A 16,756-nucleotide genomic window follows, 5' to 3' on the forward strand; every position below is an offset into this window, starting at 1 on the left:
CCTCAACCCTCGCTTCTTGTCTCGTGCTAGCCACGGCCTCGACCCTTGCGCGTCCCGTGGACGATGACGCGGATGATCCTCTCGAACAGCAGCGCTTGCTGGACGACCTTGCCGCCGAGCGCGCACCGGAGAGCCCCTCGCGCCCGTCAGCGAGAAGGCCGAGGATGCCGCCCGACTGACTGAAGAGGCACGCGAAGCCACAGCCGGTGTCCAGCCACCGCCCGGCCGGATCGATTGAGGCCGGCCGATGCGACTGGAGTGCCCCGCATTCCGGGATGGGCAATGGATGCCGCGGACCACATCGGGGATGGCCAGGATCTCTGCCCGCCGCTGACCTGGTCGGAGGTTCCAGGGCCGACCCGCTCCTTCGCACTGATCATGGACGACCCCGAGGCACCGCCTGGCGTCTGGGTGCACTGGGTGCTGTTCGACATCCCTGCCCAGGTCCACGCCTTGCCCCCAGGGGGTCCCCCGGCTCCAGACGCTGGAGAACGGCGCCCGCCGCGGCATCGGCTGGGGGGTGACCTCGTTCAGCCGTATCGGCTACCACGGTCCCTTGTCGCCACCGGGTCCGCCCCAGCGCTACCGCTTCACCCTGAGCGCCCTCGATCGAAGCCTCGATCTGCCGGTCGGGGCCAGCGCGCCCGAGGTGCTTAGGGCCATGGGGGGGCCATGCGCTGGCGACCGCCACCCTCACAAGGGCTCTAGGGCCGGGATGGGACGGGTCGCCTGCCAGGGGGGTGGGGCTGAGAGCGTGGATCCGGAACGGAGAGGTCGGAGGCGGCGATCTTGGTGGTCGTGATCTTCTGTAGCGCCATGGTGGCGAGAGTCGTCGGGTCCTGCTCGTTCGTCTCATTCACCGCGATGATGGAAAGCCTCACAACTCCTGACCTCCACCCAGGAATGGGCGATTCCCACCGAACTCCATATCCAGAGCTCCATGGCTGGAAAGCACCGGACAGAGCAACAACGGAAGCCATGAAGATACGCAGAGTCCTGAGACGTGAAAAGCTCTCCTCTCAAGGCGGTGGTCCGTTGGATCCTCCGGCCCGGAAGCACGCAGCAGAGTGACCCTCTCCAGCCATCTCCTGCATTCGCTCGCCTCAGAGCCGGTTCCGATCCGGCGGCATCTCCGCTGACGCCAAGGCATGGCATGGACTTGCTCAGCATCCATGCTGAATCTCTGGAGCTTGCCGTTGAGGCGGACTTCATCTCAGGGATTCTGAGGGCCTCCATGAATCATGACGTCGCCGTCCTCATCGGACGGTTCCAGCCCTTCCATGAGGGGCATTTGTCGTTGGTCGAAGCGGCACTGGAAAGGGCCGACCGCCACGTCTTCGATGCCCCGGGGCGCTCCCAGCGCGGCCGGGTGATCACCCATGCCTTCCTGATCCAGCTCAAGGGGGGCGTCCTCCCCAGTGTCCGCGGCGGCGGCGACGCCGACAAAGCCTTCTGGATGCCCTTGGCCGACATTTACGCCCACGAAGACACCTTCTTTGAGGACCACGTCCAGATCCTTCAGCACTTCATCTCCCGGATCTGACCACACCGCCGCCGGCGACAGCTGGCCCAGCAACGCTTCAGGCCTGGGGAGACCGGGCCGGAGCCCTTCATCCACCCCGTGCAGAGCGCACACCATGGACTTCAATCTTCTGCTCGACACCGACAGCTACAAAGGCAGCCACTGGCTCCAGTACCCCCCCGATCTCACCGCCATGGGGGCCTACCTGGAGAGTCGTGGCGGCGAGAATCCCGACACCCTGTTCTTCGGGTTGCAGATGCTGCTGCAGACCACTTTGGAGCGGCCCGTCAGTCAAAACGATGTCGAGGAGGCCGCCGACCTCTGGACCGCCCACGGCCTGCCGTTCAACCGTGAGGGCTGGCAGCGCCTGGTCAGCGTCCGCGGCGGCCGGCTGCCCCTGCGCATCCGGGCCGTTGCCGAGGGCAGTCGCGTGCCCACCGGCAACGTGCTGATGACGGTGGAGTCCACCGATCCAGCCCTGGCCTGGCTGGTCACCTGGGTGGAAACCCTGCTGCTGCGCCTCTGGTACCCCACCACCGTGGCCACCCGCAGCTGGCACCTCCGCGAACTCCTGCGGGTGGCCCTGGAACGCTCCGCCGACGACCCGGCTGCCGAGCTCCCCTTCTGCCTGCATGACTTCGGCTCCCGCGGCGTCTCCAGCCACGAGAGCGCCGCCATCGGCGGCCTGGCCCACCTGGTGGCCTTTCGCGGCACCGACACCGTCGCCGCCCTGGTGGCCGGCCGGCGCCACTACGACTGCCCGATGGCCGGCTTCTCGATTCCCGCCGCCGAGCACTCCACGATCCTGGCCTGGGGGCAGGAGCACGAGCTCGACGCGTACCGCACGCTGCTGGATCGCTTCGCGAAGCCCGGCGCCGTGCTGGCGGTGGTCTCCGATTCCTACGACCTCTGGAACGCCGTCGACCGGCTCTGGGGCGAGTTGCTGCGCGAGCAGGTGATCGCCTCGGGCGCCACCGTGGTGATCCGGCCCGATTCGGGCGATCCGGTGGCGATCGTGCCAGAACTGTTGCGGCGCCTGGAGGCCCGCTTCGGCAGCCGGCTCAACGGCAAGGGCTACCGGGTGCTGGAGCACGTGCGCGTGATCCAGGGGGATGGCATCACCGCCACCAGCCTGCCGCTGGTGCTCGAAGCGATCCTGACGGCGGGTTTCAGTGTCGAGAACGTGGCCTTCGGCATGGGCGGCGGCCTGCTGCAGCAGGTGAACCGGGACAGCCAGCGCTTCGCCTACAAGGTGTCCTGGGTGGAGCGGGCCGGCCGGATCCGGCCGGTGCACAAGTGCCCCATCACCGACCCCACCAAGACCAGCAAGGCCGGCGTGCTTGATCTGATCCAGGTTGATCGGCAGTACCGCACGGTGGAGCGGCAAAGCCTGCAGCCCCATCCGGCCAGCTGCCTCCAGACCGTGTTCGAGAACGGCAGGCTGCTGCACCGCTGCAGCCTCGAGGAGGTACGGGCCAGGGCGATGCAAGCCTGAGCGGCTGCCGGGGGGCCTCACCCGGCCCCGGGACTTCCGGCGCGGTCGGCCGCTTCTGCCCTGATCTCCAAGGGCACCACCTAGGGTCTGAGAGCCGCCGGGTGGCTGCCATGTTCCCTCCCGAGGCCACGGCCTGGCAGGCCCTTTCGGGGCCGGAATGTCTGCGGCGGCTCGGGGTCGGCGAAGCGGGCCTGAGCGAGGCCGCCGCGGCCGATCGCCTGGCCAGCGACGGCCCCAACCGGCTCGCCCTGCCGCCGGGGCCTGGCCGCTGGCGGATTCTGCTGGATCAGTTCAGCAACGTGATGTTGGTCTTGCTGCTGGCGGTGGCGGCCGTCTCCGCCGGCTTGGCGGTGCTGGACCACGCCATCCCCAAGGACGCGATCGCCATCCTGCTGATCGTGGCCCTCACCGCCCTGCTGGGCTACCTGCAGGAGAGCCAGGCACTGCTGGCCCTGCGCAGCCTGCTGAATCTGGCCCAGCCCCTGGCCCGCGTTCGGCGAGACGGACACTGGCAGCGCCGCCCCAGTGACCAGCTGGTTCCGGGTGACCTGATCCGTCTGGAGAGCGGCGATCGGGTACCCGCCGATGCACGGCTGCTGGAGGGAAGCGAACTGGGACTGCAGGAGGCGGCCCTCACCGGCGAAGCCGAACTGGTGAGCAAGCGCCCCGAACCGCCTCTGGCGGCGGACACACCCGTGGTGGAACGCAGCAACTGCCTGTTCCTCGGCAGCGAGGTGGGGCGGGGGCGGGGTCTGGCCGTGGTGACCGCCACGGGCATGGCCACCGTGCTGGGTGGCATCGCCACCCTGATCCATACCGCCCGCCCCGAGCCGACGCCCCTGCAGAAGCGCTTGGCGGACCTCTCTGGCCAGCTGGTGGCCTGGGCCCTGGTCCTGGTGGCGGCGGTGGTGCTGGGGGGCTGGCTGCTGGGGGGCTCTCCCCTGGCCCTGCTGGAGCTGGCCCTCTCCACCGCTGTGGCGATCGTTCCGGAGGGGCTGCCGGCCGTGATCACGGTGAGCCTGGCGATCGGCACCCAGCGGATGGTGCGGCGGGCCGCCCTGATCCGCCATCTGCCGGCGGTGGAGGCCTTGGGCGCCATCACCGTCATCTGCACCGACAAGACCGGCACCCTCACCCAGAACCGGCAGCTGGTGGTGGAGATTCGCTGCGGCACCCAGGCCCTGGACCTGGTTGAGAACGGTTTCGAAGTCCGGGATCTGGTGCCACCGCCGGGGGCTGAAGCCGGGCTCGCACCGGACGATGGGAATCTGCTGCTGCTGGCCGGCGTGCTCTGCAACGACGCTGAACCGGAACAGCGGGGAGGGATGGGGGATCCCACCGAGGTCGCGCTGCTGGAGGCCGCCGCCCGGGCGGGCCTGGAGGCAGCCAGCCTGCGTGCGAAGCACCCTCGTTCGGCGGAGATTCCCTTTCGCGCCGAGCGCCAGCGGATGGCGGTGTGGGTGAGCGACCCCGACGGCAGCCTGGCGGCGCCCCTGGTTGAAGTCCCCTACGGCTCCTCCACGGCAGAGGCGTCCCGGCTGCTGATCGTCAAGGGAGCGCCGGAGGCGATCCTGCGCGACTGCGATCGCTGGCTCGATGGCGCGGGGGCGCGGAGCCTCACACCGGTCCAGCGGGACTGGTGGGTGGCGGAAGCGCGCGGGCTGGCGTCCTCTGGCCTGCGGGTGCTGGCCTTCGCCTGCGGCCCGCAGCACCAGGGCCCGGAAGCCGCGATGGGAACCCTGGTCCTGCTCGGCCTGATGGCCCAGCGTGATCCGCCCCGGCCAGAAGTCCCAGGTGCCGTGGCCCGCTGCCATGGGGCCGGCATCCGGCCGGTGATGGTCACCGGCGACCATCCCCTGACAGCGCGCGCGATCAGCACGGCCATCGGCCTGGCGGAACCGGATAGCCCGATCGTGCTGGGTATGGAGCTGGAGGGCCTCGACGACGGGGAACTCGAAGCGGTGGTGCGACGCACCAGCCTCTTCGCCCGGGTGCTGCCGGAGCAGAAGCTCCGCATCGTGCGGGCGCTGCAGGCCACGGGCGCGGTCGTGGCCATGACCGGTGACGGGGTCAACGACGCCCCGGCCCTGCGCCAGGCCCACGTCGGGGTGGCCATGGGCATCAGCGGCTCGGACGTGAGCCGGGAGGCGGCCGATGTGGTGCTGCTCGACGACAACTTCGCCTCGATCGTCAACGCCGTGGAGGAGGGTCGGCAGGTGTATGCGAACATCCGCCGCTTCGTGCGCTTCATCCTTGGCTGCAACCTGGGCGAACTGATCACCATCGGCTCGGCGCCGCTGCTGGGTCTGGCCCTGACGCCCCTGCAGATCCTCTGGATCAACCTGGTGACCGACGGGCTGCCGGCCCTGGCCCTGGCCCTGGGCCCACCGGCGGAGGATCTGATGCATCAGCCGCCGATCGAACCCGGTGAATCGCTCTTCGCCCGCGGGCTGGGCAGCGCCATCCTGCGCACCGGGTTGGTGTTCGGGGCCCTGGTGGTGGCGTTGATGGCGGTGTCTGCCCGCCTCGGACTTCCCTGGCAGACGATGGCCTTCACCACCCTCTGCCTGGCCCAGCTGGGCCATGCCTTCTCGGCCGGCAGCGACCGGCCCCTGTGGCGGTCCCCTCCCCTGGCGAACCCCTGGCTGCTGGGCGCGGTGCTGGCCACCGCCACCCTGCAGCTGCTACTTCTCTACGTGGCGCCGATGGCCCGCTTCCTCGGCGTCACCGCCCTTTCGGCCGGCGAGCTGGCGGCCTGCGGCGGAGTGAGTCTGGCGTTCGTGGCCTACCTGGAACTGGAGAAGAGGGGCGCCCTGGGCCTGCGCCATGCTGGGCGCTCACCCCACCCCCCACCAGCGCATGAGCCTTGATCAGGCGCGCTCCTTCCTGGCCCGCATGCAGGACGATGCAGCCCTGCGCAGCGAGGTGCTGGCCGCCGCCACCGCCGACGATGTGGCCCAGATCGCCGCCGGCAAGGGCTTCGACTTCTCAGGTGATGAGCTGCTGCGACTCTCCGGGAAGAAGGTCGGCCGGGTCACCGTGACCAAGCAGGACATTCCCGGGGAATACAACTGAGGGGCCTGACTAGGCCACCGCCAGCCGCCGCCACTGGCTGCGCAGCTGGTGCGGCACCGGCAGGGGCCGGTAGTCCCGGGGGGCACTGGGGCCGTGACCCAGCACGGCGTTGACCAGCAGGGCGGGGATCCGGCCCCGGTTGATGGCGCCGTGGGGCACCCTGGGGGGGATGTGGACCCAGAGGCCCTCGTCCTCCCGCAGCGGGATACGGCGCAGCTGGCGGTTCTGCAGCACCACCAGATCGATCGATCCCCGCAGCACGAGCAGCTGATCGGTCTGGAAGCGGTGGCAGAACAGCTCGAAGGAGTCGCCGCTGCCGATCTCGGCGATCAGGGTTTCGTCGCTGGCGCGGGGGGCGGAGAAGACGGCCTCCCCATGCAGCGAGCGCTCCATGGGGAGGAGTTCGATGGTGCGGGACAGGGCCATGACAGTCGCAGCGATATAGTTAACTTTCGCTACCATTTTTCCGGAAGATCGCCGTGTCAGCTACCGACAAGTGGTGGTGTCAGGATTTACTGGCGCTGCCTTAACCGGATCCTTCGGCGAAGCGCCGGTTCACCTCGGTCCAGTTCACCAACGACCACCAGGCGGTGATGTAGTCAGGTCGGCGGTTTTGGTAATTGAGGTAGTAGGCGTGCTCCCACACATCCAGACCCAGCAGGGGCAGGCCCGGCTCAATCCCGGGCAGGTCCATCAGCGGGTTGTCCTGGTTGGCGGTGCTGGTGATCGCCAGGGCTCCATCGGGCTGAAGGATCAGCCAGGCCCAGCCCGAACCGAAGCGGCTGGTGGCCGCCTGGGCGAAGCGCTGCTGCAGGGCCTCGGGCGAACCGAAGGCCGCCGTGATCGCCGCTTCCAGCTCCGGGGACGGGGCACCACCCTGTCCGGGCGGTGCCATCAGCCGCCAGAAAAGAGAGTGGTTGTAGTGGCCACCGCCGTTGTTGCGGACCGCCGACGGGTACTGGGAGATACGGCCCTGAAGGGCCTCCAGCGACACCCGCTCAAGCTCGGGATGGTCCGCGATCTGGGCGTTGAGATTGGCCACGTAGGCGCCATGGTGGCGGTCGTGGTGGATGGTCATCGTGGTGGCATCGATCGAGGGTGCCAGGGCCTCGGCCGGGTAGGGCAACGGCGGCAGCACGTAGGCCGCCAACGCCGGCCGCGCACCGGCAGCGAACACCGTCAGAGCCACCAATCCGGCGAGGCCGCAGGCCCTCAGGGCACGGAGAAACGACAACGGAGCCATGGGCCAGGCGGGGAGCATCAGCCCCGGTTCTAACTGTCCCTGCCATCCATAGCCCCCATGAAGAGATGGATGGCCTGGATTCAGTCCGAACGCCAATCCAGCCAGGGCAGACCCGGAAGAATGGTCGGAGTCGTGGCGCGATAGTCGCCGTACTCTTGATGGAGGCTGCAGAGGCGGGACTCCTCCCGGCGTGCCTTGAACCCCAGCACCACGACCAGCCCCAGCAGCAGGGCCAGATGCAGCAGGCTGCCCAGGGCCAGGGTGACGCCCAGCGAGCAAAGGATCAGCGACTGGTACAAGGGATGGCGGCAGCGTCCGTAGGCACCGGTGGTCACCAGGGCGGCCGCGGGCATCGGTTCGGGCAGGGGGCTGAGGCTGGCGCCCAGATTCACAGCGCCCTGGCCGGCCAGCACCAGACCCAGGCCGAACAGCGCCAGACCACCGAGGCGCAGGGAAAGCGGCCAGTGCAGGCCCAGCGAGACGGGGGAGGGGCTGGCCGGCAGCAGATGGGCCAGGATCAGGGCCATCTGGGCGATCAGCCACCATTCGCCACGGCGGTTGTCGCGCAACCCCGCCCAGGAAAACCCCCAGGCGCTGAGCCTCTCTGCCAGGACATTCGGCATGGTGACCTTGCGGTTCGGCGTCCACCTCCATGCTGGGCCGCAATCAGCGTCAGGCGCGAAGCAAGTCCTCCACCACCGGATCGAGAGCCGCCGGATGGCGCAGCAGCTGCTGGTGGCTCCAGACCGGCAGCATCCGCCGCGGCCCGATCGGCAGCACCCCATGCCAGCCCGGCAGCACCATCAGATCGGTGGCGGTGCCATAGCTGCTGCAGTCGATCCCCTGCAGGGGGGTGAGGTCGGCGTTGAGCTGTCGCAGCAGCGCACTGCCCAGCTTGAGATCAGCAACACCGGCCAGCAGCAGGCGGGGCCAAGGCTGGGCCGTCAAAGTGCCCTGCTGGGGGCTGCCGAGGCTGAGGAAGCGGCGGGTGCGGGCATGGCCACCCATCAGCTGGATCCAGGTGCGTGCGATGACGCCGCCCATGGAAAAGCCGAGAATGTCGACCGTCTCGCTGCCACCGAACGCCGCCTCAATGTGATCGGCGAGCCGCTGGGCCGAGGTCTGGATCGGTGCGATGCCGAAGCGCAGTGGCAGGGCGGGCAGCAACAAAGGCTCGCGTCTGCCAGCCAAGCGACGCTCCAGTCGCTCAAACACCCTGGGGGTGTCGAACAGCCCGTGAACCAGCACCAGCGGGGGCCGAGTGGAGGTTTCCCGGCCTGAAGCCATGGTGGCGGTGAGCATCACCCCACCATCTTGCGATGGGATGAATCAGGGGACTCGGGTTGAGCGAAACGTGGCGCAGCCCCATCCGGAAGGACGGCCTTAGTCACCACTCTGTTGGATTCCCTTTTGTCCGGCTGAGCCCTCAATGGCTCTGGGTCAGCGGACGGCGTGGGTGGGCATTGAAAATCTAGTCGTAGAGGTTGGCTGGTGCTTGGACACAGCCTGCTGTCGGTGGTCAGGAGGGCCTCTTCCAGGGGGGGCTCTCAGGCTGACGGGGTCAGATATTGACGTTCGGGGCGAGCGAGCCAGGAAGACTTACTTGATCAGGGGAGAGGCAGACTGATTCACGGGTTGGATGGTGGTGTTGGTCGCATGGGAGGGCGACGCAACGCCCGCGGAGGAGTCCGCTTTGGACTCGGGGAAAGGAATCACCAGCATCGAAACCAGAAAAGCTGCTCCGCTGATCGCAGCCACTGCCAACTGGGCGACTGGGCTTACAGGATCCATGGCCGTCTTTTCACTGCCGCTTAAGCGTACACCAAGCAATCGCTCATGGCCCCAGCAGTCGCCGCGGTGCTGCTGCATCCCTGCCATGGCCGGCCAGTCGGGTCAGGATTCAAACGCAGACAGGACTTTGAGGGGTTGACGCCCCCCCTACGAGCCCCAGACCCTGCGCCGAGGTGCCCCCCTGGCCAGCCCGTAGACCGCAGATAAACTGAGAAAGAGGGTAAAACTTGGATGAACCGCCCCAGAGGATGAATCGCTACGACACGCTGGCGGACCTGTGGCGACTGCAGAGCAGCAGGACTGACGAGCTCCAGGAAACCCTCCGCACCCATTCCTAATCTTCTGCTCACCGAGCTGGGGGTGGAGGCGAAAACCTGGAAGGAACAGAAGAATCCCTTCCATCGCCGCTATGTGGAGTACCGGCTCTCCCCCCTTTCCGGGCTTGGAAGGGGAAACGCGGATCGACCGCTACACCCCCAAAGGCGAGCTGGAATTCGCCTTCGTCATCACCTTCGACCATGGCGAAGATCACTTCCCGAAGACCCGTTTCCTGCTGCCCCTAGCCACCCGCCTCTACAGGCCGCATCCCCAGTACTGCCTGTGGGACCCCTTCCAGGCAGCTCCGCTGGAAGGCTTTCTCTGGGTAGCCACCCGACCAGCGGTCATCCAGGACATTGTCACCGTCCTGGATCGGAAGCTGGCGATCGATCCCTTCGAAGGGCCACCCCTACCACCAAGGCTTGCTTGCCTCTGATCGACGGCAGCGCTCTGCGGAGCCAGCCGTTCAGGCCAGCACCGGAAAGCACCCCCGCAGGCCACTGACGAGCATCTGCACAGCAATGGCACTCAGCAGCAGGCCCATCAGACGGCTGATCACCTTCTCCTGCAGCTCCCCGAGGGCCTGACGCAGGGGCATCGAGGCGATCAGCAACACATAAATAACGATGGCCAGCAGGCCAATCACGGCGCTGAGGGCCGCCTTGCCCTGCCAGGCAGAAGGGGCATCGGCCACCACCAGGGAAATCGCCCCGGGGCCCGCCAGCAGGGGCAGGCCGATCGGCACCACGCCAGCGCTGTCTTCGGTGCCGTCCAGCGAACCATGGCTCACTTCGCGCCCATCGATCAAGCGCAGCCCGATGGGCAGCAGGATCAGCCCCCCAGCCACCCGGAACGCCTCCAACGTGATGCCAAACAGGTCGAGCAGGGCCTGGCCCCACCAACAGGCGGCGATCAGGGCACAGAGAAAGGTGATCACCGCCAGACGACTGATCCGGCGGATGCGGACGGGATTGCCCCGCCCGGCCTCCACCACCACCGGCAGCAGACCGATGGGCGAGCTGATCGCCAGCAGACCGACGGCCGTATTGATCAGGGACATGGCGGCCCCGGGGACGCCGGGAAATCGGTGACCATCATCGGAGCCCTGGGTGTACCCCCACGACCGGACACATCCGGTCATCACCCCATGGCTTCGGTCCCATTGCAGCGGTGGCGAGCGCCGATTGACTGGAGGGCCCTACACGCTCGACCCATGACCATCACTCGAGCCCGGCTTCGCCGTCGAACCGCACAGACCACGCCGCTGTTGCTGGCTCTGCTGCTTCCCGCTCCGGCAACGGCCACCACCTACCAGGCCCTCTGCGGCAACAATCCCTGCACCATCAACCTGGATATGAACGGCATCGGCGGACAGAACACGTTCATCCCGATCGGCCGCATCGCCAAGTGGTACACGGGTGGAGAGGAGGGCTACGACAGCACCAACGGCACGGTGGGGGCAGTGGGCGGCGGCACGGCCGGCGCCATCGCCGGCGGGATCCTGCTCGGACCGGTCGGGCTGGTGGGCGGCATGGTCGGCGGCGCCCTGGCCGGCTCCAAGGCGGGCAAGACGGCGGATCTCTACTTCAGCGTGGTGGGCTACGACAGCTCCGGCGACAAGACCACCCTCAACTTCCGCTTCGTGAACCCCAGGCCCGCCAACCGGATGAAGCAGGAACTGCCCATGTTCACGGGCCTGGCCATGGGCGAAACCCGCTCCCTCGCCGACCTGCAGCGCCACCGGGATCCCCTGCCCCAGCGCCTTGGCGGTGGACCATCACCCCAGTCGATTCCCTCCCAATCCTACGGGGCCCCCTCCCGTTACCGCTGAGCCTCGACGGCCAGCCGATCCAGGGCCTCCTGCATCGTGTGGGTCACCTGCCGATAGCACTGCTGCACATAGGCCCGGTCGCGGCTGGCGGCATGGCCGCCGCGCTCGAAGCGGATCGGCGGGCAAACCCGCGTGTGGATCCGAACCGGCAGGGGCAGGTTGAGCAACGGACCGAGGGCCAGCCCCCAGGGAAGGCCCACGTAAAGGGGCATCACCTCCGGATCGATACCAAAGAGCCAGGGCATGCCCCGCTCGTGCAGGGCCCGGAACTGGGGATAGAAGTCTTCGAGCACCACCAGGGTGTCGTGGGCGCCCCAGGAAATCAGCGGAACGATCGGCAGGCCATGCCAGATCGCCAGGCGCAGGAAGCCGGTGCGGCCGGCGAAATGGATGCGGCCCCGGTCCCGGTGGGGGCGGAAGGTGTCCTGACCGCCACCGGGGTACACCAGCAGACTGTGGCCCTCCTCCAGGGCCGCCAGGGCCAGGCGCGGGTGGTAGGGGATGGCACCCGTACGGGAGGCCAGATCCGCCAGCGGGGGATAGCCCAGCCAGACCTTCGGATGCGCCAGCCCCAGCACCCGGCGCTCCAGGCCGAAACGCCGGAACCAGTCGTACATGACCATGTGCATGTCGGGCGCCGCCAACCCGCCGTTGTGGGTGCCCACGAACAGCGCCGGGTCTGTAGCGGGGATGTGCTCCCAGCCATCGGAGACGACGCGGAAATAGTGGTGGTAGAGCCAACCCCAGAAGGGCATCAGCCGCCGGATCAACTGCGGATCCCGGCGTTGCCAGCGGTGCAGCGCGGCCTTGCGGGACACGGGCATGGACGGAAGGAGGGAGCGATCGAGTCTGGTCACCCGACGGGCTCCGGCGTGCGGACCCGACCCCTTGGCCGCTCTTTCTAGGCTCGGCGAGGGCTTAGAGCCTCCCCAGCCCGCGCCCGATCACCCCCTTGCGTCCCATGGCCGAACTCACCCTGCTGTTCGATGGCGGCTGCCCCCTGTGCCTGCGGGAGGTGAAAATCCTGCGCCGCCGCGATGCTGGCCAGGGCCGCCTGGCCTTCGTGGATGTGGACGACCTCTCCTACGACCCTGCCCAGCATGGCGGCATCAGCTACGCCGACGCCATGGGCCGCATGCACGCCCTGCGCGCCGACGGCAGCGTGATCCGCGATGTGGAGGTGTTCCGCCAGGCCTATGGGCTGGTGGGGCTCGGCTGGCTCTATGCGCCCACCCGCTGGCCCTTGCTGCGGCCGCTGGTGGACGCTTTGTACGGACTCTGGGCCCGCTGGCGGCTGGCCGTCACCGGCCGGCCCGGCCTCGACACGCTCTGCCAAGGGCGCTGCGATGCCGCTACTTCCGCCGTCAGGTCCATGGGTGCCTGAGGCCCAGGCCGTTGCATCTCTGTCAGGAGGCGGCCCCGTCAAGGGGTTGCTCCGTTGACACAGGCGTCTCCATCCCTGGTCCCGGCGGCCCTCGCCCTGGCCACCACCCTCGCCGTTTCCCCTCCGGCGCTGGCCCTCGAGCAGATCGAGCTGAAGCTGCCGCTGCTGGACACCACCTTCTCCATCCGTCTGGCCGAGCTTCGCGATCCCCGCAGCCTGCTGGCCGGTGACAGCGACCTGGCCGAGTTCGACCAGGCCACCCAGGGGGCCATCGGGCAACGGATGGTGGAACTGTTCAACACCCCCCTGCCCCTGCAGGCCCTGGATGTGGCCCGCCAGGTGGTCCCTTCACCCCTGGCCCAGCAGGCGCTGCTGCTGCTCTCCTCCCTCGGTGGCGTCGACGGGCTGCCGGCCGAAGTCTCCAGTGACACCGCTCTGCAGATCCTCGACCGGGCCGCAGGCCGGGGGAACCTGACGATGCTGGGGGTGCTCCAGGCCATCCCTGGCCGCACGGCCACGGTGGATGTCGGCAAGGGCCTGGTCCTGCTCCAGCGGATGAACGGTCAGCTGCGGGCCGCCGCCCAGCTGCTGGAGGGGCAGACCCCGGCGGCGGTGGATCCCGCCCTGGCCGGACCGGGGGCGCTTGCCGTGCGGCGGGACACCCTAAACCTGCCGGTAACCTACCGGCCCCTGCCCCTGGAGGTGGTGGTGATCCGTCCCTCCCAGCAGGCCTCCGGCCGGCTGGTGGCGATCTCCCACGGGCTCTGGGATGGGCCGGAGAGCTTCGAGGGCTGGGGACGGCATCTGGCCAGCCACGGCTACACCGTGTTGCTGCCCCGCCACCCCGGCAGCGACCGGACCCAGCAGCAGGCGATGCTCTCCGGCAAGGTGCCTCCGCCCTCTCCAGCGGAGCTGCGACTGCGGCCCCTCGACATCTCCGCCCTGATCGATGCGGCCGCGGCGGGGCAGCTGGCGCTGCCGTCCGCTGTGGACTCCCGTTCCGTGGTGGTGCTGGGCCACTCCTGGGGAGCCACCACGGCCCTTCAACTGGCGGGTGCCCGTCCCCGCTCCCAGCTCCTGCAGAAGCGCTGCAACAATCTGCAGGACCCCCAGCGCAACCTCAGCTGGGTGCTGCAGTGCAGCTTCCTGGGCGCCACCGACCAGGCGGCCCTGGCCGACCCGCGGGTGAAAGCGGTGGTGGCGGTGAGTCCGCCGATGGCGCTCCTGTTCGATGCCGAGGCCGCCCCTGCGTTTCAAGGTCGGGTGCTGCTGGTGAGCGGCAGCCGCGACTGGGTGGTGCCTCCCGGCCCTGAAGCCATCGCTCCGATGGCGCGCATTGCCCGCCAGGGGAAGGTGGGCCATCGGCTCGTGCTGGTGGGCGGAGGGGATCACTTCAACCTGGGCTCCCCCTACGACCAGGCCGGCGGCCCCCTGCGGGGATTGCTGCTGGGCTGGGTGAACGGAGCCTTCGCCGCGGGTCCCGGGGTCGCCCCAGGCGTGGGGGCCCCAGAGCTGTTGCCCCCGAATGGCTGGGGGGATCACGACCTGTCCCTCAGCGATGTGAGCGACCGGCTGCCGAGTTGGAACCCCTGAGCCGACAGGGCCCAGCATCTGAACCACACTTGTGCCCCATGGTTCCAGCCCCTGATTGACGTCGCCTCGGCCTTCCCTTCCGCCATCGTCCCGTGCCTGGGGCGCAGCCGGGCTGGCTGGCCTACTGACCCTGGCCGCCCCATCGGCCCAGGCGGCCGAGCAAGTGGTGTTCGTCAGCGGAGCCTTCCGCCGCTCGATCCCCGTTGCCGACCTGGAACGGCTGGCCCGAACGGGGGAGGCCGTGGGCCTGCTGGGGGATGCTCTCCGCCTGGGCGGCAAAGAGCCCGCCGAGGTCGGCAAGCTGCTGAACCACCGGGTGGCGCTGCCGCTGGTGCTGACCACACGGCTGTTGAGCACAGGCTTCGGTGAGAACGCCCTGGAGAAGCTGTCCGTGATCGTTTACCCCCTGAAGGCGCCGAGGGTGGGGATGGTGGCCCTGCGTTCAGCGACGATCCTCGGACTTCAGACCGGCTCGGGCAGCCTGTCGGCCGTGGGATTCCTGCGGGCCTATCCCAACGAGGACGTGGCGATCAACCTGCCGGCGTTGCAGTCCGCCCTGGCGGGGCTCAGCGGCATGGGCAACGTCCTCAAAGAGTTCCTCGAATCGGACCTGGGATCCAACCTCGAGCGGGTGAGGCCCCCCGGGGCTCCGGCCAAACCCTGAGGAGGTCTGCAGGCCTGTGGAACTGACAGTGGACGCCAGGGGTGCCGCTCTTACGCTGCATAGTGCTTTCGTCGAACGATCCCCGTGACCCGTCGTCCCGCCCTTTCCGCCAGTGCCTGCAGCCTGGTGACCCTGGCCCTGCTGGCGCTGGCGTCACCGGTGCAAGCGGCCCCGGTGTGCACGTTCCTGGCCCCCATCGGCGCCAACAGCACCAGTCCGGTGGTGGCGAAATCAGTGGGTCCGGGCAAGGCCATCGGCAGGACCAACTGGAACACCGACTTCATCGTCGACCAGCCCTACAGCAGCTACAAATTCTTCTTCACCGCCAACTCCTCCGACACCAACGCCCAGTACCCCGTGGAGGGGTTCATGAAGTTCACCGACGGGAGCAGCCTCCAGGTGATCAACCAGACCATGAATCCACCGATCGGGACCGGCCGGATGTTCGGACCCTTCCCCGCCATTCCGGGCAAAGCGGCCAGCCAGATGAACTTCAAGGTGGGTGCCAGCAACGATCCCGGGTCCCTGGGCTTCAGTTACCGCATCTCGGTGCAGGGTTGCCGCTAAGCCGCCAGGGCCATTGAGGCCTCGGTTTCCTGCAGAGCCAGCCGCTTGAGGATCGCCACCTGGAGCTCGGACTCGACGGCACACAGCTGCACCGATTCAGACAGGCCGCCGGGAGTGTTGGGGCTGGGCTTGATCTCCAGCCGGTACCAGCGCCGTCCATCCGGCATCGCTTGGGCCGTGAGAGGCAGGAAGGGGTGACAGGCGACGAGGCGTCGGTCCATCGCCCGACCCAGCAGCAACGCCAGGTCACCATCGTGGTCGTCGCCAAGGCCCATCTGGGCATGGAAGGCGGCTTCCAGGCGCTGTTGCTCGGCATCGGTGGCTTCCCTCAGGCCGCGGCACGCTTCGGAGCGGAGGTGCTCCTGCCAGCCATGGGCCACGAACACCGGCAGCAGACTGATGTCATCAGCGTCGAAGGCCTGCAACAGGTTGCTCGGCAGGGTCGCGGCGCTGCCGTCAGGGGCATGGCGGAGCAACCATTCCTGCAGGGCCGTCGCTGACTCCAGCGTGCCGTCAACCCTTTTCTCGACTCTCATTAACCCTGGCTTCATTTTGACCCTTCGCCACTTTCGAGGAGCCACAGGGCCAGGCCACCGCCGCGGCCCCGGGCCGCCAGCCACCCGAGGGACTCCCCCGTCCAGGGCAGCCCCACGACAGGCGCTGGGTGTTCGGCAGCAATCAGGGCGAAGAACGGTCGGCGCAGCGGGTCAGGCGGGGGCAGGGCACGCTGGATCAGCACCCGTCCACCCAGCAGCAGCAGCAGCCGGTCGAAGCTGAAGACGAGCAGGGGACGGCGGCCCTGCAGCCGACCAAGGCCTTCGAAACGCAACTCGAGGGCACCGAGGCGCACGCTGTTGACCATCCGCATCCCCTCACCGCCTTCGGCCTCCTGGACTGGCGCCAACTGCAGGCGGGCCGCCAGTCCACGCAGCAAGGTGGCACCGATCGCGGCCGGCCGGAGGCTTCCTTTGCTCCAGACGCGCTCCAGTCGCCAGGAGCCAATCAGCGCAGCCTGGCTCAGACCACTGCCCTCCTGGCGGCAGCGTCGTTCACGCTCCAGCAACTGTTGGGCATCGGGGATCACGGCAGTACGGCTCCAGCAGCAGGATGCCAACGGTAGGAAGGGCCAGCCGCCAAACGCCCGGACCCCGTCGCAATCTCCAGCTGCTATTGAGAATCGCTTGCAAAAGGGGTGGTTAAGCGTCTAGGTTGCGAGCAGTTCGCAATAAGGGCGCCCCTCTCCGATGCGCTACCGCTTCCTTCCCGATGACCC

General features: G+C 68.4%; 18 protein-coding genes and 3 pseudogenes. 13 read left to right on the top strand and 8 right to left on the bottom strand.

Annotated features, from left to right (window positions below; all coding sequences use genetic code 11):
* Window positions 1-282 precede the first annotated feature (282 nt).
* The 7 genes and pseudogenes from KBZ33_RS21810 to KBZ33_RS08035 form a co-directional block, all read left to right on the top strand.
* Window positions 283-429: pseudogene (locus KBZ33_RS21810) on the top strand (hypothetical protein); the annotation flags it as partial.
* A 55-nt stretch (window positions 430-484) separates the two neighbouring features.
* Window positions 485-802, top strand: a complete 318-nt coding sequence (locus KBZ33_RS21815) for a hypothetical protein (RefSeq protein WP_396108185.1) — start codon at window positions 485-487, stop codon at window positions 800-802.
* Between the two features lie 432 nt (window positions 803-1,234).
* Window positions 1,235-1,321: pseudogene (locus KBZ33_RS08015) on the top strand (adenylyltransferase/cytidyltransferase family protein); the annotation flags it as partial.
* Window positions 1,322-1,324: 3 nt separating this feature from the next.
* Window positions 1,325-1,543 (top strand): annotated as a pseudogene (locus tag KBZ33_RS08020) (ADP-ribose pyrophosphatase); the annotation flags it as partial.
* Window positions 1,544-1,637: 94 nt separating this feature from the next.
* The gene (locus tag KBZ33_RS08025) at window positions 1,638-3,017 is read left to right on the top strand and encodes a nicotinate phosphoribosyltransferase (protein WP_254952042.1); all 1,380 of its coding nucleotides are present in this window, start codon (window positions 1,638-1,640) and stop codon (window positions 3,015-3,017) included.
* Between the two features lie 110 nt (window positions 3,018-3,127).
* Window positions 3,128-5,887: a cation-transporting P-type ATPase gene (locus KBZ33_RS08030; RefSeq protein ID WP_254952044.1), complete on the top strand. Its 2,760-nt coding sequence runs from the start codon at window positions 3,128-3,130 to the stop codon at window positions 5,885-5,887.
* On the top strand, window positions 5,877-6,092 hold the full coding sequence (locus KBZ33_RS08035) for a Nif11-like leader peptide family natural product precursor (protein ID WP_254952046.1): 216 nt from the start codon (window positions 5,877-5,879) through the stop codon (window positions 6,090-6,092). Before KBZ33_RS08030 ends, KBZ33_RS08035 begins: the two co-directional genes overlap by 11 nt.
* 9 nt (window positions 6,093-6,101) lie before the next feature.
* Here KBZ33_RS08035 and KBZ33_RS08040 read toward each other — a convergent pair whose 3' ends face one another.
* From KBZ33_RS08040 to KBZ33_RS08055, 4 genes are all read right to left on the bottom strand, one after another.
* Complete coding sequence (locus KBZ33_RS08040; protein ID WP_254952048.1) at window positions 6,102-6,518, bottom strand: cupin domain-containing protein; 417 nt, start codon at window positions 6,516-6,518, stop codon at window positions 6,102-6,104.
* Between the two features lie 100 nt (window positions 6,519-6,618).
* The gene (locus KBZ33_RS08045; RefSeq protein ID WP_315859167.1) at window positions 6,619-7,335 is read right to left on the bottom strand and encodes a superoxide dismutase; all 717 of its coding nucleotides are present in this window, start codon (window positions 7,333-7,335) and stop codon (window positions 6,619-6,621) included.
* 80 nt (window positions 7,336-7,415) lie between these two features.
* Window positions 7,416-7,958 (bottom strand): isoprenylcysteine carboxylmethyltransferase family protein, encoded by a 543-nt coding sequence (locus tag KBZ33_RS08050; protein WP_254952049.1) that lies wholly within the window; start codon window positions 7,956-7,958, stop codon window positions 7,416-7,418.
* 49 nt (window positions 7,959-8,007) lie between these two features.
* A complete protein-coding gene (locus tag KBZ33_RS08055; protein ID WP_255011628.1) occupies window positions 8,008-8,637 on the bottom strand; it encodes a triacylglycerol lipase in 630 nt (209 codons plus the stop codon).
* Window positions 8,638-9,568: 931 nt separating this feature from the next.
* On the opposite strand from KBZ33_RS08055, the gene KBZ33_RS08060 reads away from it, so the two are divergent.
* Entirely contained in the window at window positions 9,569-9,880 is a 312-nt protein-coding gene (locus KBZ33_RS08060) for a hypothetical protein (RefSeq protein ID WP_254952053.1), read from the top strand.
* Between the two features lie 30 nt (window positions 9,881-9,910).
* Here KBZ33_RS08060 and KBZ33_RS08065 read toward each other — a convergent pair whose 3' ends face one another.
* Window positions 9,911-10,504, bottom strand: coding sequence for a MarC family protein (locus tag KBZ33_RS08065; RefSeq protein ID WP_254952055.1), 594 nt, complete (start codon window positions 10,502-10,504; stop codon window positions 9,911-9,913).
* Between the two features lie 153 nt (window positions 10,505-10,657).
* On the opposite strand from KBZ33_RS08065, the gene KBZ33_RS08070 reads away from it, so the two are divergent.
* Window positions 10,658-11,275 carry a hypothetical protein gene (locus tag KBZ33_RS08070; protein WP_254952056.1) on the top strand — a complete coding sequence of 206 codons (618 nt, stop codon included), beginning with the start codon at window positions 10,658-10,660 and terminating at the stop codon, window positions 11,273-11,275.
* On the opposite strand, the gene KBZ33_RS08075 is transcribed toward KBZ33_RS08070, so the two are convergent.
* Entirely contained in the window at window positions 11,266-12,099 is an 834-nt protein-coding gene (locus KBZ33_RS08075) for a lysophospholipid acyltransferase family protein (RefSeq protein ID WP_254952058.1), read from the bottom strand. The two genes, KBZ33_RS08070 and KBZ33_RS08075, sit on opposite strands and share 10 nt — an antisense overlap.
* A 137-nt stretch (window positions 12,100-12,236) precedes the next feature.
* On the opposite strand from KBZ33_RS08075, the gene KBZ33_RS08080 reads away from it, so the two are divergent.
* The 4 genes from KBZ33_RS08080 to KBZ33_RS08095 all read left to right on the top strand — a co-directional run bounded on the left by KBZ33_RS08080 (window position 12,237) and on the right by KBZ33_RS08095 (window position 15,483).
* Window positions 12,237-12,659, top strand: a complete 423-nt coding sequence (locus KBZ33_RS08080) for a thiol-disulfide oxidoreductase DCC family protein (RefSeq protein WP_254952060.1) — start codon at window positions 12,237-12,239, stop codon at window positions 12,657-12,659.
* A gap of 54 nt (window positions 12,660-12,713) precedes the next feature.
* The gene (locus KBZ33_RS08085) at window positions 12,714-14,252 is read left to right on the top strand and encodes an alpha/beta fold hydrolase (protein WP_254952061.1); all 1,539 of its coding nucleotides are present in this window, start codon (window positions 12,714-12,716) and stop codon (window positions 14,250-14,252) included.
* 55 nt (window positions 14,253-14,307) lie between these two features.
* The gene (locus tag KBZ33_RS08090; RefSeq protein WP_254952062.1) at window positions 14,308-14,916 is read left to right on the top strand and encodes an alpha/beta hydrolase; all 609 of its coding nucleotides are present in this window, start codon (window positions 14,308-14,310) and stop codon (window positions 14,914-14,916) included.
* Between the two features lie 84 nt (window positions 14,917-15,000).
* On the top strand, window positions 15,001-15,483 hold the full coding sequence (locus KBZ33_RS08095) for a hypothetical protein (RefSeq protein ID WP_396108179.1): 483 nt from the start codon (window positions 15,001-15,003) through the stop codon (window positions 15,481-15,483).
* Here KBZ33_RS08095 and KBZ33_RS08100 read toward each other — a convergent pair.
* On the bottom strand, window positions 15,480-16,019 hold the full coding sequence (locus KBZ33_RS08100; protein ID WP_254952063.1) for a hypothetical protein: 540 nt from the start codon (window positions 16,017-16,019) through the stop codon (window positions 15,480-15,482). The two genes, KBZ33_RS08095 and KBZ33_RS08100, sit on opposite strands and share 4 nt — an antisense overlap.
* 11 nt (window positions 16,020-16,030) lie before the next feature.
* A complete protein-coding gene (locus KBZ33_RS08105) occupies window positions 16,031-16,567 on the bottom strand; it encodes a hypothetical protein (RefSeq protein WP_254952064.1) in 537 nt (178 codons plus the stop codon).
* Between the last annotated feature and the right edge of the window lie 189 nt (window positions 16,568-16,756).

It is taken from the genome of Cyanobium sp. Cruz-8D1, assembly GCF_024345975.1.
Lineage (GTDB): Bacteria > Cyanobacteriota > Cyanobacteriia > PCC-6307 > Cyanobiaceae > Cyanobium.

Coding starts and splice junctions, on each gene's coding strand:
- KBZ33_RS08025 (WP_254952042.1), top strand. CDS start 1,638: ATGGACTTCAATCTTCTGCTCGACACCGACAGCTACAAAGGCAGCCAC.
- KBZ33_RS08030 (WP_254952044.1), top strand. CDS start 3,128: ATGTTCCCTCCCGAGGCCACGGCCTGGCAGGCCCTTTCGGGGCCGGAA.
- KBZ33_RS08035 (WP_254952046.1), top strand. CDS start 5,877: ATGAGCCTTGATCAGGCGCGCTCCTTCCTGGCCCGCATGCAGGACGAT.
- KBZ33_RS08040 (WP_254952048.1), bottom strand. CDS start 6,518: ATGGCCCTGTCCCGCACCATCGAACTCCTCCCCATGGAGCGCTCGCTG.
- KBZ33_RS08045 (WP_315859167.1), bottom strand. CDS start 7,335: ATGGCTCCGTTGTCGTTTCTCCGTGCCCTGAGGGCCTGCGGCCTCGCC.
- KBZ33_RS08050 (WP_254952049.1), bottom strand. CDS start 7,958: ATGCCGAATGTCCTGGCAGAGAGGCTCAGCGCCTGGGGGTTTTCCTGG.
- KBZ33_RS08055 (WP_255011628.1), bottom strand. CDS start 8,637: ATGCTCACCGCCACCATGGCTTCAGGCCGGGAAACCTCCACTCGGCCC.
- KBZ33_RS08065 (WP_254952055.1), bottom strand. CDS start 10,504: ATGTCCCTGATCAATACGGCCGTCGGTCTGCTGGCGATCAGCTCGCCC.
- KBZ33_RS08070 (WP_254952056.1), top strand. CDS start 10,658: ATGACCATCACTCGAGCCCGGCTTCGCCGTCGAACCGCACAGACCACG.
- KBZ33_RS08075 (WP_254952058.1), bottom strand. CDS start 12,099: ATGCCCGTGTCCCGCAAGGCCGCGCTGCACCGCTGGCAACGCCGGGAT.
- KBZ33_RS08080 (WP_254952060.1), top strand. CDS start 12,237: ATGGCCGAACTCACCCTGCTGTTCGATGGCGGCTGCCCCCTGTGCCTG.
- KBZ33_RS08100 (WP_254952063.1), bottom strand. CDS start 16,019: ATGAGAGTCGAGAAAAGGGTTGACGGCACGCTGGAGTCAGCGACGGCC.